At 69.4% G+C, this 12,999-nt stretch carries 14 protein-coding genes; 10 read left to right on the forward strand and 4 right to left on the reverse strand.

The features are described 5' to 3' along the window. The coding region (locus A5713_RS06270) for an RDD family protein (RefSeq protein ID WP_068093747.1) at positions 1 to 573 on the forward strand (573 nt) is incomplete at its 5' end. Between the two features lie 48 nt (positions 574 to 621). Further along, the gene (locus A5713_RS06275; protein WP_068093700.1) at positions 622 to 1,782 is read left to right on the forward strand and encodes a cystathionine gamma-synthase; all 1,161 of its coding nucleotides are present in this window, start codon (positions 622 to 624) and stop codon (positions 1,780 to 1,782) included. A 135-nt stretch (positions 1,783 to 1,917) separates the two neighbouring features. Here A5713_RS06275 and greA read toward each other — a convergent pair whose 3' ends face one another. Together greA and A5713_RS06285 are read right to left on the reverse strand one after the other, a co-directional pair. Next, a complete protein-coding gene (greA, locus tag A5713_RS06280; protein ID WP_007168983.1) occupies positions 1,918 to 2,412 on the reverse strand; it encodes a transcription elongation factor GreA in 495 nt (164 codons plus the stop codon). A 221-nt stretch (positions 2,413 to 2,633) separates the two neighbouring features. Continuing rightward, on the reverse strand, positions 2,634 to 3,068 hold the full coding sequence (locus A5713_RS06285; RefSeq protein ID WP_068093703.1) for a DUF4307 domain-containing protein: 435 nt from the start codon (positions 3,066 to 3,068) through the stop codon (positions 2,634 to 2,636). Between the two features lie 115 nt (positions 3,069 to 3,183). On the opposite strand from A5713_RS06285, the gene mca reads away from it, so the two are divergent. From mca to A5713_RS06305, 4 genes are read left to right on the forward strand one after another with little or no spacing between them, the layout of a single operon-like run. Further along, the gene (gene mca, locus A5713_RS06290; protein ID WP_067916858.1) at positions 3,184 to 4,056 is read left to right on the forward strand and encodes a mycothiol conjugate amidase Mca; all 873 of its coding nucleotides are present in this window, start codon (positions 3,184 to 3,186) and stop codon (positions 4,054 to 4,056) included. Then, positions 4,053 to 4,358 carry a hypothetical protein gene (locus A5713_RS06295; protein WP_067916856.1) on the forward strand — a complete coding sequence of 102 codons (306 nt, stop codon included), beginning with the start codon at positions 4,053 to 4,055 and terminating at the stop codon, positions 4,356 to 4,358. Before mca ends, A5713_RS06295 begins: the two co-directional genes overlap by 4 nt. After that, on the forward strand, positions 4,345 to 6,357 hold the full coding sequence (locus A5713_RS06300) for a thioredoxin domain-containing protein (protein ID WP_068093707.1): 2,013 nt from the start codon (positions 4,345 to 4,347) through the stop codon (positions 6,355 to 6,357). Before A5713_RS06295 ends, A5713_RS06300 begins: the two co-directional genes overlap by 14 nt. A gap of 11 nt (positions 6,358 to 6,368) precedes the next feature. Beyond that, positions 6,369 to 6,740, forward strand: coding sequence for a nuclear transport factor 2 family protein (locus tag A5713_RS06305; protein WP_068093709.1), 372 nt, complete (start codon positions 6,369 to 6,371; stop codon positions 6,738 to 6,740). Between the two features lie 5 nt (positions 6,741 to 6,745). Here A5713_RS06305 and A5713_RS06310 read toward each other — a convergent pair whose 3' ends face one another. After that, positions 6,746 to 7,522, reverse strand: a complete 777-nt coding sequence (locus tag A5713_RS06310) for a hemolysin III family protein (protein WP_067916850.1) — start codon at positions 7,520 to 7,522, stop codon at positions 6,746 to 6,748. A gap of 163 nt (positions 7,523 to 7,685) precedes the next feature. On the opposite strand from A5713_RS06310, the gene A5713_RS06315 reads away from it, so the two are divergent. The 3 genes from A5713_RS06315 to A5713_RS06325 all read left to right on the forward strand — a co-directional run bounded on the left by A5713_RS06315 (position 7,686) and on the right by A5713_RS06325 (position 10,556). Further along, on the forward strand, positions 7,686 to 8,474 hold the full coding sequence (locus A5713_RS06315; RefSeq protein ID WP_068093711.1) for a (2Z,6E)-farnesyl diphosphate synthase: 789 nt from the start codon (positions 7,686 to 7,688) through the stop codon (positions 8,472 to 8,474). A 41-nt stretch (positions 8,475 to 8,515) separates the two neighbouring features. Continuing rightward, positions 8,516 to 9,886, forward strand: coding sequence for a hypothetical protein (locus tag A5713_RS06320; protein ID WP_068093714.1), 1,371 nt, complete (start codon positions 8,516 to 8,518; stop codon positions 9,884 to 9,886). 244 nt (positions 9,887 to 10,130) lie between these two features. Next, on the forward strand, positions 10,131 to 10,556 hold the full coding sequence (locus A5713_RS06325) for a hypothetical protein (RefSeq protein ID WP_068093721.1): 426 nt from the start codon (positions 10,131 to 10,133) through the stop codon (positions 10,554 to 10,556). Between the two features lie 16 nt (positions 10,557 to 10,572). Here A5713_RS06325 and coaA read toward each other — a convergent pair whose 3' ends face one another. Further along, positions 10,573 to 11,511 carry a type I pantothenate kinase gene (gene coaA, locus A5713_RS06330; RefSeq protein ID WP_067916841.1) on the reverse strand — a complete coding sequence of 313 codons (939 nt, stop codon included), beginning with the start codon at positions 11,509 to 11,511 and terminating at the stop codon, positions 10,573 to 10,575. Positions 11,512 to 11,624: 113 nt separating this feature from the next. On the opposite strand from coaA, the gene glyA reads away from it, so the two are divergent. After that, positions 11,625 to 12,905: a serine hydroxymethyltransferase gene (gene glyA / locus A5713_RS06335; protein ID WP_067916839.1), complete on the forward strand. Its 1,281-nt coding sequence runs from the start codon at positions 11,625 to 11,627 to the stop codon at positions 12,903 to 12,905. Positions 12,906 to 12,999: the final 94 nt, after the last annotated feature.

Consider the following 12,999-nt stretch of genomic DNA (forward strand, 5'->3'; position numbering starts at 1 on the left):
GGGTCGTACCCGCCGCCCCCGCCGTCCCCGGGCGGGTATGCGCCACCCCCTCCGGGACCGGCGATCCGTACGTTGCCGACGGAGTCCTACACGCCGTGGCTCACCAGGGTGGTGGCGTTCATCATCGACATCCTCCCGTACGCGGTCGTGCACGGAATCGGGACGGGCATCCTCGTCGCGACACAGCAGACGTCGTGCGTCACCGACGTCACGCAGTACGCGGTCAACCAGTACTGCGCCACGCAGAACTCGACCATCGGCATGGCCGCGCAGTGGTTGGCATCGCTGGTGGGCCTGGTCTATCTGATTTGGAACTACGGCTACCGCCAGGGCCTCACCGGATCCAGCGTCGGCAAGTCGGTGATGAAGTTCAAGGTGGTCAGCGAGGTCACCGGCCGGCCGATCGGTTTCGGCATGTCGGTGGTGCGTTCCCTGGCCCACTTCGTCGACGCGATCATCTGCTTCATCGGGTTCCTTTTCCCGCTGTGGGATTCCAAGCGGCAGACGCTGGCGGACAAGATCATGACGACGGTCTGCCTGCCGTTCGACGGAACCGAGGAGCGGCCGAGCTAGTCGTGCGCGCGACCTAGCCGGGGTGGCCGTCGCCTAGGCTGAGCGTCGATGAGCGCCGACCGACACGGACACTTCACCGGACTCGCCACCAAGGCCATTCACGCCGGCTACCGGCCGGACCCGGCGACCGGGGCGGTCAACGCCCCGATCTACGCCAGCAGCACGTTCGCCCAGGACGGCGTCGGTGCGCTGCGCGGCGGGTTCGAATACGCGCGCACCGGCAACCCGACGCGCGCCGCGCTGGAGGCCTCGCTCGCCGCCGTCGAAGGTGGCGGTTACGGGCGCGCGTTCGGATCCGGCATGGCCGCCACCGACTGCGCGCTGCGGGCGATGCTGCGGCCCGGCGACCACGTCATCATCCCCAACGATGCCTACGGCGGCACCTTCCGGTTGATCGACAAGGTGTTCACCCAGTGGGGGATTCGTTACACGCCGGTGGCGCTGTCCGGCCTGGACGACGTCCGGGCCGCGATCACCCCGCACACGCGCCTGATCTGGGTGGAGACGCCGACCAACCCGCTGCTGTCCATCGCCGACATCGCGGCCTTGGCCGAGATCGGCAAGCAGTCGTCGGTAAAGGTGTTGGTGGACAACACGTTTGCGTCGCCAGCGCTGCAACAGCCGTTGACGCTGGGCGCGGACGTGGTGTTGCATTCGACCACCAAGTACATCGGTGGCCACTCCGACGTGGTGGGTGGCGCGTTGATCACCGACGACAAGGAGCTGGACGAGGCTTTTGCGTTCCTGCAGAACGGGGCCGGCGCGGTGCCCGGCCCGTTCGACGCCTACCTGACCATGCGCGGGCTGAAGACGCTGGTGCTGCGGATGCAGCGGCACAGCGAAAACGCCGCGGCAGTCGCCGAATTCCTGGCCGAACATCCGGGTGTGATCACGGTGTTGTACCCCGGTCTGCCCGGCCACCCCGGGCATGACGTCGCCGCCAGGCAGATGCGTGGCTTCGGTGGCATGGTGTCGGTCCGCATGCGGGGCGGCCGGCAAGCGGCGCGGGATCTGTGCGCCCGCACCGAGGTGTTCATCCTGGCCGAATCGCTCGGCGGCGTCGAGTCCCTGATCGAACACCCCAGCGCCATGACGCATGCGTCGACGGCCGGTTCGCAACTGGAAGTGCCCGACGACCTGGTGCGGCTGTCGGTCGGCATCGAGGACGTCGCCGACCTGCTGGCCGACCTCGACCAGGCGCTGGGCTAGTGGCGATCGCGAGCGCGGCGTAGCCGGGCGATGCGGGTCGCCACCATTGGGCGGGTGCGATCGCGAGCGCGGCGTAGCCGGGCGATGCGGGTCGCCACCATTGGGCGGGTGCGATCGCGAGGCGGCTGGCGGCCGCTACGAGTGGTAGGGCTCCGCGCTGACCAGCGTGACCTCGACGGTGTTGCCGTTGGGCACGACGTAGCTGCGGGTCTCGCCCACCTTCGCGTCGATCAGCGCGCCGCCCAGCGGTGAGTTGGGCGAATACACCTCGAGCTTGCCGTCGTTCACGCCCTCCTGGCGGGTGGCGATCAGGAACGTCTCGGTGTCCGACTTGTCGCCGTTGTAGTACACCTTGACCACCGAGCCGGGCAGCGCGACGCCGGACTGCTTGGGCGCCTCGCCGACCTTGGCGTTGTTGAGCAGGTCCTGCAGCTGGCGAATCCGGGCCTCCTGCTGGCCCTGCTCTTCACGGGCGGCGTGGTAACCGCCGTTCTCGCGCAGGTCCCCTTCTTCACGGCGGTCGTTGATCTCCGCGGCGATGACCGGACGATTAGCGATCAACTGATCGAGCTCCGCCTTCAGCCGGTCATGTGACTCCTGGGTCAGCCACGTCACCGAAGTGTCCGTCATCTTGTCGTGCTCCTCGTGTTCTCGTTTTCGCGTAACCGCGTAAGCCTGTTGACCCCGCCGCCGGAGTGATCCGGGTCTTCCTCCCGTGTGCTGCCGATCCGTTCTGCTCACGGCCTTAATGCAGCAATACACGGTCCCATCAGGAACCGTGCATTCACCCATGTTACCACCGCGCAAACAATTGATGACTCCAAATTCGCAGTTCGCCTGTTGTTAAGGGGTCACGCCGGCCGCAGATAGGCGGGCACGTCGGTGCCGCACCCATAGATATCGGCCACCCCCGGGGGTTTGCTGGACTTCACCGTGGTGGTCAGCTGCACCGTGGCCGCATCGGAGGCCGGGACCAGCACTTCGCGCCTGCCCGTTTCGCTACCGTCCTTCGCCCGGACCCGCACGATGCAGTCCACCGGCCGCGACGGATCGGATCGCGTCACGCTGATCGTTACCGACGCGGTCTGGTCGTCGAGCACCCGGTAGCCGACCAGCGAGCCCGTGACGGCGCTCATGCCAAGCCGGTGGTAGCCGACGACGGCGATCACCAGGCCCGCCGCCACCACCAGTGCACCCAGCCCGCCGATCACCCAGCGCCGGGGCACGCGCGCGCGCCCGGAACGCCCGTAGCGGGCCTCCGGACGCGAAGGAGAGGTTTCGGTCATGCCTGGGTATGCCTTGAGCGGTCGGCCGCCGGCCGGCGGCCGGCGGCATGCAACGATCTGAAGAACTGGAATTATAGGTTCGTATCCGGCGACCAGCAGACCGACAAGGGGGCACGTGAGCGAACTGCGGTTGATGGCGGTGCACGCCCACCCCGACGACGAATCCAGCAAGGGCGCGGCCACCCTCGCCCGCTACGCCGACGAGGGCCACCGGGTGCTGGTGGTGACGCTGACCGGCGGCGAGCGCGGCGACATTCTCAACCCGGCGATGGACCTGCCCGAAGTGCACGGCCACATCGCCGAGATCCGCCGCGACGAGATGGCGAAGGCCGCCGAGATCCTCGGTGTCGAGCACCACTGGCTGGGCTTCGTTGACTCCGGCCTGCCTCAGGGCGACCCGCCGCCCCCGCTGCCCGAAGGATGCTTCGCGCTGGTGCCGCTGGAGGAGTCGGTCGAGGCGCTGGTGCGGGTGGTCCGCGAGTTCCGCCCGCACGTGCTCACCACCTACGACGAGAACGGCGGCTATCCGCATCCCGATCACATCCGCTGCCACCAGGTTTCGGTCGGCGCCTTCGAGGCGGCCGGCGACTATCGGCGCTTTCCGGATGCGGGCGAGCCGTGGGCGGTGTCCAAGCTCTACTACATCCACGGTTTCCTGCGGGCGCGGATGCAGCTGCTGCACGACGAGGCCGTCAAGCACGGTCACGAACCCCCGTTCAAGAAGTGGCTCGAGCACTGGGATGCCTCGCACGACCCCTTCGAATCCCGGGTCACGACGCGCGTCGAGTGCTCGAAGTACTTCAGCCAGCGCGACGACGCGCTGCGGGCGCACACCACCCAGATCGACCCCGAGCACGATTTCTTCGCCGCGCCCATCGCGTGGCAGCAGAGGTTGTGGCCGACGGAGGAGTTCGAGCTGGCGCGCTCGCGCGTCCCGGTCCGGCTGCCCGAGGACGACCTGTTCGCCGGAATCGAGATCGACGGGTGAACCACCTCCTGATGGCGAGTGTGTTGGCCGACGCCCCGCCCAAGCACACCGGGCCGGACTTCGGCAAGGCCAGCCCGATCGGGCTGCTGATCGTCGTGGTGCTGTTGATCGCCACGTTGTTTCTGCTGCGATCGATGAACAAGCAACTGAAGAAGGTGCCCGACTCGTTCGATCCCAAGCACCCCGAGCCCGACCAGGCCGCCGACGAGGGCACCGACGCGGTCGACGACGCCGACGGACACCCGCCGGGCAGGGCTAACGGATCGGAGCGCTCACCGGGGCCCGGTGATGAGCCCGGCTGACGCCGCGGCGACGAACACCCTCGGGCTGGCCACCAGCCCGTATCTGCGCCAGCACGCCGGCAACCCCGTGCACTGGCAGCAGTGGAACCCGCAGGCGCTGGTGGCCGCGGCCGAACGCGATGTGCCGATCCTGCTGTCGATCGGCTACGCGGCCTGTCACTGGTGTCACGTCATGGCCCACGAGTCGTTCGAGGACGACGAGGTGGCCGCCGCGATGAACGCCGGGTTCGTCTGCATCAAGGTCGACCGGGAGGAACGCCCGGACCTCGACGCGGTGTACATGAACGCCACCGTGGCGCTCACCGGACACGGCGGATGGCCGATGACGTGCTTCCTGACGCCCGACGGCCGGCCCTTCTTCTGCGGCACCTACTACCCGAAAGAGGGCTTCCTGCAGCTGCTTTCGGCGGTGTCCGCCACGTGGCAGCAGCGCCGCGACGAGGTGGAGCGGGCGTCCGACCACATTGCCGGCGAGCTGCGCGCGATGGCGTCCGGGCTGCCCTCCGGCGGCCCCGACGTGGCGCCGGCGCTGTGTGATCACGCGGTCGCCGCGGTGCTCGACGAGCAGGACACCGCGCACGGCGGCTTCGGCGGCGCACCGAAATTCCCACCGTCGGCGCTGCTCGAGGCGCTGCTGCGCCATCATGAGCGCACCGGGTCGGCGGCCGCGCTGGAGGCGGTCGCGCGCACCGGCGACGCGATGGCGCGCGGCGGCATCTACGACCAACTCGCCGGCGGGTTCGCCCGCTACAGCGTCGACAACGCTTGGGTGGTGCCGCATTTCGAGAAGATGCTGTACGACAACGCGTTGTTGCTGCGCGCCTATGCGCACTGGGCCCGGCGGACCGGGGATCCGCTGGCGCGCCGGGTCGCCGCCGAGACGGCGCGTTTTCTGCTCGACGACCTCGCCGACGGCGCCATGTTCACGTCGTCGCTGGACGCCGACGCCGACGGCCGCGAGGGCTCGACCTATGTCTGGACGCCCGGGCAGCTCACCGAGGTGCTCGGGCCTGACGACGCCCATTGGGCCGCAAGGCTTTTCGGTGTCACGGCGGCGGGCACCTTCGAACACGGGGCCTCGGTGCTGCAATTGCCCGCCGACCCCGATGACCCGCAACGCGCCGGACGGGTCCGGGCCGCGCTGCTGGCGGCCCGTCGCGCCCGGGCCCAGCCCGGCCGCGACGACAAGGTCGTCACGTCCTGGAACGGGCTGGCGATCACCGCGCTGGCCGAGGCCGGCGTGGCCCTCGGCGAGCCCGAGCTGGCCCGCGCCGCCCGGGACTGCGCGACCGCGCTGCTGGGCCTGCACCTGGTCGACGGGCGGCTGCGGCGCGCCAGCCTCGGCGGGGTCGTCGGGGACAGCGCCGCCATCCTCGAGGACCACGCGATGCTGGCCACCGGCCTGCTCGCGCTCTACCAGCTGGACACCGACGCGGATTGGCTGGGCGCGGCGGTCGAGCTGCTGGACACCGCGCTGCGGCACTTCGCCGACCCGCAGCAGCCGGGCCGCTGGTTCGACACCGCCGACGACGCCGAGCGGTTGATGCTTCGGCCCGCCGACCCACTGGACGGGGCCACCCCTTCCGGCGCGTCGAGCATCACCGAGGCGCTGCTGACCGCGGCGCACCTGGTCGACGGGGAGCGCGCGGAGCGGTATCTGCGCGCGGCGGCAGACGCCCTGAGCGCGCATTCGGTGTTGCTGGAGCGCGCGCCGCGTTCGGCGGGGCACTGGCTGGCCGTGGCGGAGGCCGCGGTTCGCGGTCCGCTGCAGGTCGCGGTCGCCTGCGATCCGTCGCGGTCTCCGCTGCTGGCCGACGCGCGACGGTTGGCGCCCGGCGGGGGGATCGTCGTGGGCGGCGAGAAGGACTCCTCGGCGCTGCTGGCCGGGCGGGACCGGGTGGCCGGCGCCGACGCCGCCTACGTGTGCCGGGGCCGCGCGTGCGACCTGCCGGTCACCACCGCCGCAGACCTCGCGGGGGCGCTGGCCGCCCCACGGTAGCGTGACCTTTCATGCCGAGCGCCCAACACATCACCGACACGGTCAACCGCTACATCGAACTGGTCGCCAAGGGTGGCGCCGACGAGTTGGTCGAGCTGTACGCCGACGACGCCACCGTCGAAGACCCCGTCGGCGGCGAGGTGCACATCGGCCGCCAGGCGATCCACGGCTTCTACTCCGCGGTCAACGACGTGCAGCGCGAATGCGAACTGGTCACGCTGCGGGTCGCGGGCAACGAGGCGGCCTTCCATTTCCGCCTCACCATCACCGCGGGGGAGCACCGGATGGTGATCGAGCCGATCGACGTGATGGCGTTCGACGAGGACGGCAAGGTCGCCCACATGAAGGCCTACTGGTCACCCGCCGACGTCACGCACCTGTAGCCGGCTCAGTGCAGCCAGGCCTGGTGGCCGACGTAGAACACCGCGAACCACATGGCGATGTAGTGCAGGATCGCCGCGATCGCGGTGAAGGCGTGGAAGAACTCGTGATAGCCGAACGTCCTGGGCCACGGGTCGGGCCAGCGGAGCCCGTAGAAGATCCCACCGATGCTGTAGAACACGCCGCCGACGGCCAGTAAGACCATCGCGGCCACCCCGGCCGTGTGCAGGATCGTCGGGCAGTACCACACGGCCACCCAGCCCAGCAGCAGGTAGAGGGGCACACCCAGCCAGCGCGGGGCCGACGGCCAGCACACCTTGAGCAGGATGCCCGCGGCCGCGCCACCCCACACGATCCACAGCACCTGCACCCCGGTCTGCTGCGGCATGGCAAGGCGCGCGAACGGCGTGTAGCTCCCGGCGATGAACACGAAGATCATCGAATGGTCGAGCCGCTTCATGCGATTGCGGGCCGCATCGGACTTCCACTGCACCCGGTGGTACGTGGCGCTGACGGCGAACATCGCCACCGTCGCCGCCGCGTAGACCAGCGTCGAATGACCCGCGCGCGGCGAGGAGGCGGCCCACGAGACCGACACCAGCGTGGCGCCGGTGATGATCGCCAGCCACGCGGACACGAAGTGGATCCAGCCGCGCATGCGCGGCTTGGTCAGGACGTGGGCGGCACCCTCGACCAGCTGTTCGACGGTGTTGCCGGGGGTGATGGCCTCGGATTCGCGATCCGAACGCTCCGGATTGGCAGACGTGCTCGTCTGGCTGCTCATGTCTCCTGTGCCTTGTCTTGCAGGTCGGCAATTGCCAGTGGCTGCTCACCGCCAACAGTAATCGGCAATCGTCACGGCGTGGTGACTGCCGCCCGGTGACCGGCGCGAAACCGGGCCGAAATCGCAGGGGAATTCGGTGCGGCTCGCAGTAGGCTGAATCTCCGTGGAAATTATCCCGCCGCGTCTCAAAGAGCCGCTGTATCGCGTCTACGAGTTGCGGCTGAGGCAGGATCTGGCCTCCTCCAAGTCCGACCTTCCGCGTCACATCGCCGTCCTGTGCGACGGCAACCGGCGCTGGGCCCGCGATGCCGGCTACGCCGACGTCAGCTACGGCTACCGGATGGGTGCGGTCAAGATCGCCGAGATGCTGCGCTGGTGCCAGGAAGCCGGCATCGAGATGACCACGGTCTACCTGCTGTCCACCGAGAACCTGCAACGCGACCCCGACGAGCTGGCGGGACTCATCGAGATCATCACCGATGTCGTCGAGGAGATCTGCGCGCCGGCCAATCGCTGGAGCGTGCGCACCGTCGGCGATCTGGAGTTGCTGGGCGAGGAGCCGGCCCGGCGGCTGCGTGACGCGGTGGAGTCGACGCCCGTGGTCGCGCCGTTCCATGTCAACGTCGCCGTCGGCTACGGCGGCCGCCGCGAGATCGTGGACGCGGTGCGGGCGCTGCTGAGCAAGGAGCTCGCCAACGGTGCCTCCGCCGAGGAACTCATCGACGCGGTGACCGTCGACGGCATCTCCGAAAACCTGTACACCTCCGGGCAGCCCGATCCCGACCTGGTGATCCGCACCTCGGGGGAGCAACGCCTGTCCGGGTTCCTGCTCTGGCAGAGCGCCTATTCGGAGATGTGGTTCACCGAAGCGCACTGGCCCGCGTTCCGCCGGGTCGACTTCCTGCGCGCGCTGCGCGACTACAACCGGCGGCACCGCAGGTACGGCAAGTAAACGGCCTCGGCGGTCGGCCGGGCCCGTGACACACTTGGTTCATGGCTGCGCTGTCGGCGGTGGTGTTCACGCTGAGCGGGTGGCTCGGGTTGTACCTGCTGGCCCGCGATCCGCGCAAGCCGGTGCTGGTGATGGCGGCGATCGGTCTGTGCGGTTTCGCGCTGGTGGTCGCGCTGGACGCGGTGCGCAACACCAGCCCTGCCTACGCGCACCTGCTCAGTCGCGTTGAGATCTACCTGGTGGCCGTTCCCGGCGTGGCGTGGTTCGCGGTGCTCGTCGAGCTGTCCCGGCCCAGGGACGGCGGGCGGGCGCGCAGCCGCGAGGTGTTGCTGGTGGCGGGGGTCGGCGCGCTGACCCTGTTCGGGGCGATGCTGGCCGGCAGCGTCGAGGGGCCGTTGCGGACGGGCCACTGGCTGATGTTCGCGGTGATCTCGCTGTCCACGTTCGGCGCGATGGCCGTCGCGTTGCGGCAGCCGCGCCGCCCCCGGTCGGCCGTCGGGCTCGCCGTCGTCGCCACCCTGTTCTTCGCGCTCGGCAACGCCATCCTGATCATTCCGCTGGGCCTGGTGCCCAGCTGGGTGGCGCTGGCGTCGACGAGCATCGACGTCCTCTCGCTCGGGCTCGCCGTAGCCCTGTGGGACGCGTTCGAGGAGGGCCAGGCGCTGCGTGCCGACATGCTGCGCTCGTTCACCGGCTCGATGGCGGTGGGGGTGTTGTTCGGCGGCCAGGCGCTGGTCGGCCTGGCGGTGACGCGGGACGAGCCCGCCGGGCGGACGGTGCTGGGCGTGCTGTTGTTCAGCAGCCTCGCGATCGCCATCGCGGTGCAGGTGCTGGCCGACCCGCTGGCCGGCGCGCTCGACCGGATGGCGTTCTCGAAGTCGCCCGCGCTGCGGGCCGACCGGGCGGCGTTGCGGCACACCGGGGCGGCGTTGCCATTGCGTTCGGCCGATCCCCTGGTCGACGTCGACGACCAGACCTTCGCCAGGCTCACCCGCCGGGCGCTGGGCCACTACGGCGACCTGACCAAGTTGGTCGCCAGCCCGTTGACCGCGCTGCCGGTCATCGACGAGCGGCTCGCCGCGCGGGGCGCGCCGGACCATCCGCTGGAGCGGGCCAACGAACTCAAGGCGGTCCTCGCTGACGCGATCGGGCGGCTGAAACCCCGCGACGCGGGCGATTTCGGGACCACCGAGCAGTGGCGCCATTACAACTCGCTGTATTTCCCGTACGTCGTCGGCGTGCGCGCGTATGCGCAGAACGCCACCGCCGCCGGATTGGATCCGGTCGCCCGCCAGGCCTGGCACTGGTTGGTCACCGAGGTCCCGCAGCGCTCGCTGCACAACTGGCAGAACGCCGCGGCCCGGCTGATCGCCGCGGACCTGCGCGGGCGGATCCCGGTGCCCAGCGACTGACTTTGTCGCTCGGAGGCGGGCACGCGGTCGTGTCTTCGCATCTTGTGACTGGTGGGGCAGGTGAACGCCAGACTGGCGTCTGTCGAATAACAAATCGGATTCGTGCTCGCAGAAGGGAATAGCCGGGCCCACACCCTGGTCCTTGTTTCCGTGGCAGTAGTTGGCAGTGCCACGAGTCGATATGGCAGGTGCACCGGTAGCACGCTGATGTTCGACCCAATTCGCCATCGCGAGGAGTAATCACATGATGTCTGCATCTGGCGCACCCGGTCTGGCAACCCGACCCCTCTACGACGCGACCGACTCGCTGTTGCGTTTCGCCATGCGCGCCGACGCCACCTTCACGGGACTGTGCGGTCTGGTCGTCGCATTTCTCGCCGACCCGCTGTCGTCGCTGACGGGGTTGAGCTCGCTGCAGGAATACAGCCTCGGCGCCTTCTTCGTGTTCAGCGGCCTGGCCGTGTTCCTGCTGGCGGCGGCGCCGAACCTGCGCCGCGTCGGAATCGGCGTCGTGGTGGCCAACGTGGCGTTCACCCTGGGAGCGATCGTGGCCGCCGAAGTGCTGCCGCTGTCCGCGACCGGGATCGCCGCCGCGCTGGCCGGCGGCGTGTACACCGCAGCCTTCGCGGGACTGCAGTACCTGGGCCTGCGCCGCCTCGAGACGGCTTGACCGCGGCGGTCGCCGGCTAGAGCTTGCGCAGCCGCAGCCGGTTGATGGAGTGGTCGGCGTCCTTGCGCAGCACCAGCGTGGCCCGGGGCCGGGTCGGCAGGATGTTCTCGACCAGGTTGGGCCGGTTGATGGACCGCCAGATTTCCCGCGCGGCGGCGACGGCCTTGGTGTCGTTGAGGGCCGAGTAGTGGTGGAAGTGCGATTCCGGGTCGGCGAACGCCGTGCCGCGCAGCGACAGGAACCGGGAGACGTACCACTGTTCGATGTCTTCGATCCGGGCGTCCACATACAGCGAGAAGTCGAACAGGTCCGACACCATCAGGGTCGGGCCCGTCTGCAGGACGTTGAGGCCCTCGAGGATCAAGATGTCGGGATGGCGGACGACGTGCTTGGCGCCGGGGATGATGTCGTATTTCAGGTGCGAGTAGACGGGCGCGCACGCGTAGTCGGATCCCGATTTCACCGAGGTCACGAAGCGCATCAGCGCCCGGCGGTTATAGCTCTCCGGAAAACCTTTGCGGTGCATCAGGCTTCGTCGATCGAGTTCGGCGTTCGGGTATAGGAAGCCGTCGGTGGTCACCAAATCCACCCGAGGGTGGTGGTCCCAGCGCGCCAGCAGCGCCTGCAGGACGCGGGCGGTGGTCGACTTGCCGACCGCGACGCTGCCGGCCACGCCGATCACGAACGGCACCGGCCGGTCCGGATTCTGTTGCGGCTCGCCGAGGAACTCCGCGGTGGCGGCGAACAGCCGCTGGCGGGCCGCGACCTGCAGGTGGATCAACCGGGCCAGCGGCAGGTAGACCTCTTCCACTTCCAGCAGGTCGATCTGCTCACCGAGACCGCGCAGCCCGACCAGTTCCTCCTCGGTGAGGGCCAGCGGCGTCGACATGCGAAGCGCGCGCCATTGCTTTCGGTCGAACTCCACGTAGGGGCTCGGCTCGCTAAGCCGCGGCATACTGCAAGTGTCGCAGGGGCGGACGCGCGCCCGACGGCTGGGCTGGCTAAACCATGGCTCGATAGACTGGCCCCGTGACTGCTGCACCCGACGCCCGCCCCTCCACGTCCGTGATGTCCGCGCCGCTCGCCGCGGTCGATCCCGACATCGCCGAATTGCTCGGCAAGGAGCTGGGCCGTCAGCGCGACACCCTGGAGATGATCGCCTCCGAGAACTTCGTGCCGCGCTCGGTGCTGCAGGCCCAGGGCAGCGTGCTGACCAACAAGTACGCCGAGGGCCTGCCCGGCCGGCGCTACTACGGCGGTTGCGAGTACGTCGACGTCGTCGAGAACATCGCCCGGGACCGCGCGAAGGCGCTCTTCGGCGCCGACTTCGCCAACGTGCAGCCGCATTCGGGCGCGCAGGCCAACGCCGCGGTGCTGCAGGCGCTGATGACGCCGGGGGAGCGGCTGCTGGGCCTCGACCTCGCCAACGGCGGGCACCTCACCCACGGGATGAAACTGAACTTCTCCGGCAAGCTCTACGAAACCGGTTTCTACGGTGTGGATCCCGTGACGCACCTGGTGGACATGGACGCGGTGCGGGCCAAGGCCCTCGAGTTTCGCCCGCAGGTCATCATCGCCGGATGGTCGGCATACCCGCGGATCCTGGACTTCGCGGCGTTCCGGTCGATCGCCGACGAGGTCGGCGCCAAGCTGTGGGTGGACATGGCGCACTTCGCCGGCCTGGTCGCCGTCGGGCTGCACCCCTCGCCCGTGCCGCACGCGGACGTGGTGTCCACCACCGTGCACAAGACGCTGGGCGGCCCGCGTTCCGGCCTGATCCTGGGCAAGCAGGAGTACGCCAAGTCCGTCAACTCCGCGGTGTTCCCCGGCCAGCAGGGCGGCCCGCTGATGCACGTCATCGCGGGCAAGGCCGTCGCGCTCAAGATCGCCGGCACCCCCGAGTTCGCCGACCGGCAGCAGCGCACGCTGTCCGGCGCGCGGATCCTCGCCGAACGGTTGACCGCCCCCGACGTGGCCAAGGCCGGTGTGTCGGTGGTCAGCGGCGGCACCGACGTCCACCTGGTGTTGGTGGACCTGCGCGACTCCCCGCTGGACGGCAAGGCCGCCGAGGACCTGCTGCACGAGATCGGCATCACGGTCAACCGCAACGCGGTACCCAACGACCCGCGGCCGCCGATGGTGACGTCGGGCCTGCGGGTGGGCACGCCGGCGCTGGCGACCCGCGGCTTCGGTGATGCGGAGTTCGCCGAGGTCGCCGACGTCATCGCCACAGCGTTGGCCGCGGGGACCGCCGCGGACCTGTCCGCCCTGCGGCAGCGGGTGACGCGGCTGGCCAGGGATTTCCCGCTGTACGGCGGTCTCGAGGAGTGGACGCTGGTCGACCGCTGACCGCGGGCCGGACCGGTTTAGGGACCAAAGTCACCAGTTGTCGCGACACGGCGCAAGCGATTTCACGAACCTGTGTATGCAAGTTACAGTAACC

Origin of the sequence: Mycobacterium sp. E2497, from assembly GCF_001668695.1 — a bacterium.
GTDB lineage: Bacteria > Actinomycetota > Actinomycetes > Mycobacteriales > Mycobacteriaceae > Mycobacterium.

What these genes read in the sequence shown, in the direction of transcription:
- A5713_RS06285 (WP_068093703.1), bottom strand. Translation starts at nt 3,068, where the DNA reads ATGACCGAAACCTCTCCTTCGCGTCCGGAGGCCCGCTACGGGCGTTCC.
- coaA (WP_067916841.1), bottom strand. Translation starts at nt 11,511, where the DNA reads ATGCCGCGGCTTAGCGAGCCGAGCCCCTACGTGGAGTTCGACCGAAAG.
- A5713_RS06310 (WP_067916850.1), bottom strand. Translation starts at nt 7,522, where the DNA reads ATGAGCAGCCAGACGAGCACGTCTGCCAATCCGGAGCGTTCGGATCGC.
- A5713_RS06320 (WP_068093714.1), top strand. Translation starts at nt 8,516, where the DNA reads ATGGCTGCGCTGTCGGCGGTGGTGTTCACGCTGAGCGGGTGGCTCGGG.
- glyA (WP_067916839.1), top strand. Translation starts at nt 11,625, where the DNA reads ATGTCCGCGCCGCTCGCCGCGGTCGATCCCGACATCGCCGAATTGCTC.
- A5713_RS06305 (WP_068093709.1), top strand. Translation starts at nt 6,369, where the DNA reads ATGCCGAGCGCCCAACACATCACCGACACGGTCAACCGCTACATCGAA.
- greA (WP_007168983.1), bottom strand. Translation starts at nt 2,412, where the DNA reads ATGACGGACACTTCGGTGACGTGGCTGACCCAGGAGTCACATGACCGG.
- A5713_RS06300 (WP_068093707.1), top strand. Translation starts at nt 4,345, where the DNA reads ATGAGCCCGGCTGACGCCGCGGCGACGAACACCCTCGGGCTGGCCACC.
- A5713_RS06275 (WP_068093700.1), top strand. Translation starts at nt 622, where the DNA reads ATGAGCGCCGACCGACACGGACACTTCACCGGACTCGCCACCAAGGCC.
- A5713_RS06325 (WP_068093721.1), top strand. Translation starts at nt 10,131, where the DNA reads ATGATGTCTGCATCTGGCGCACCCGGTCTGGCAACCCGACCCCTCTAC.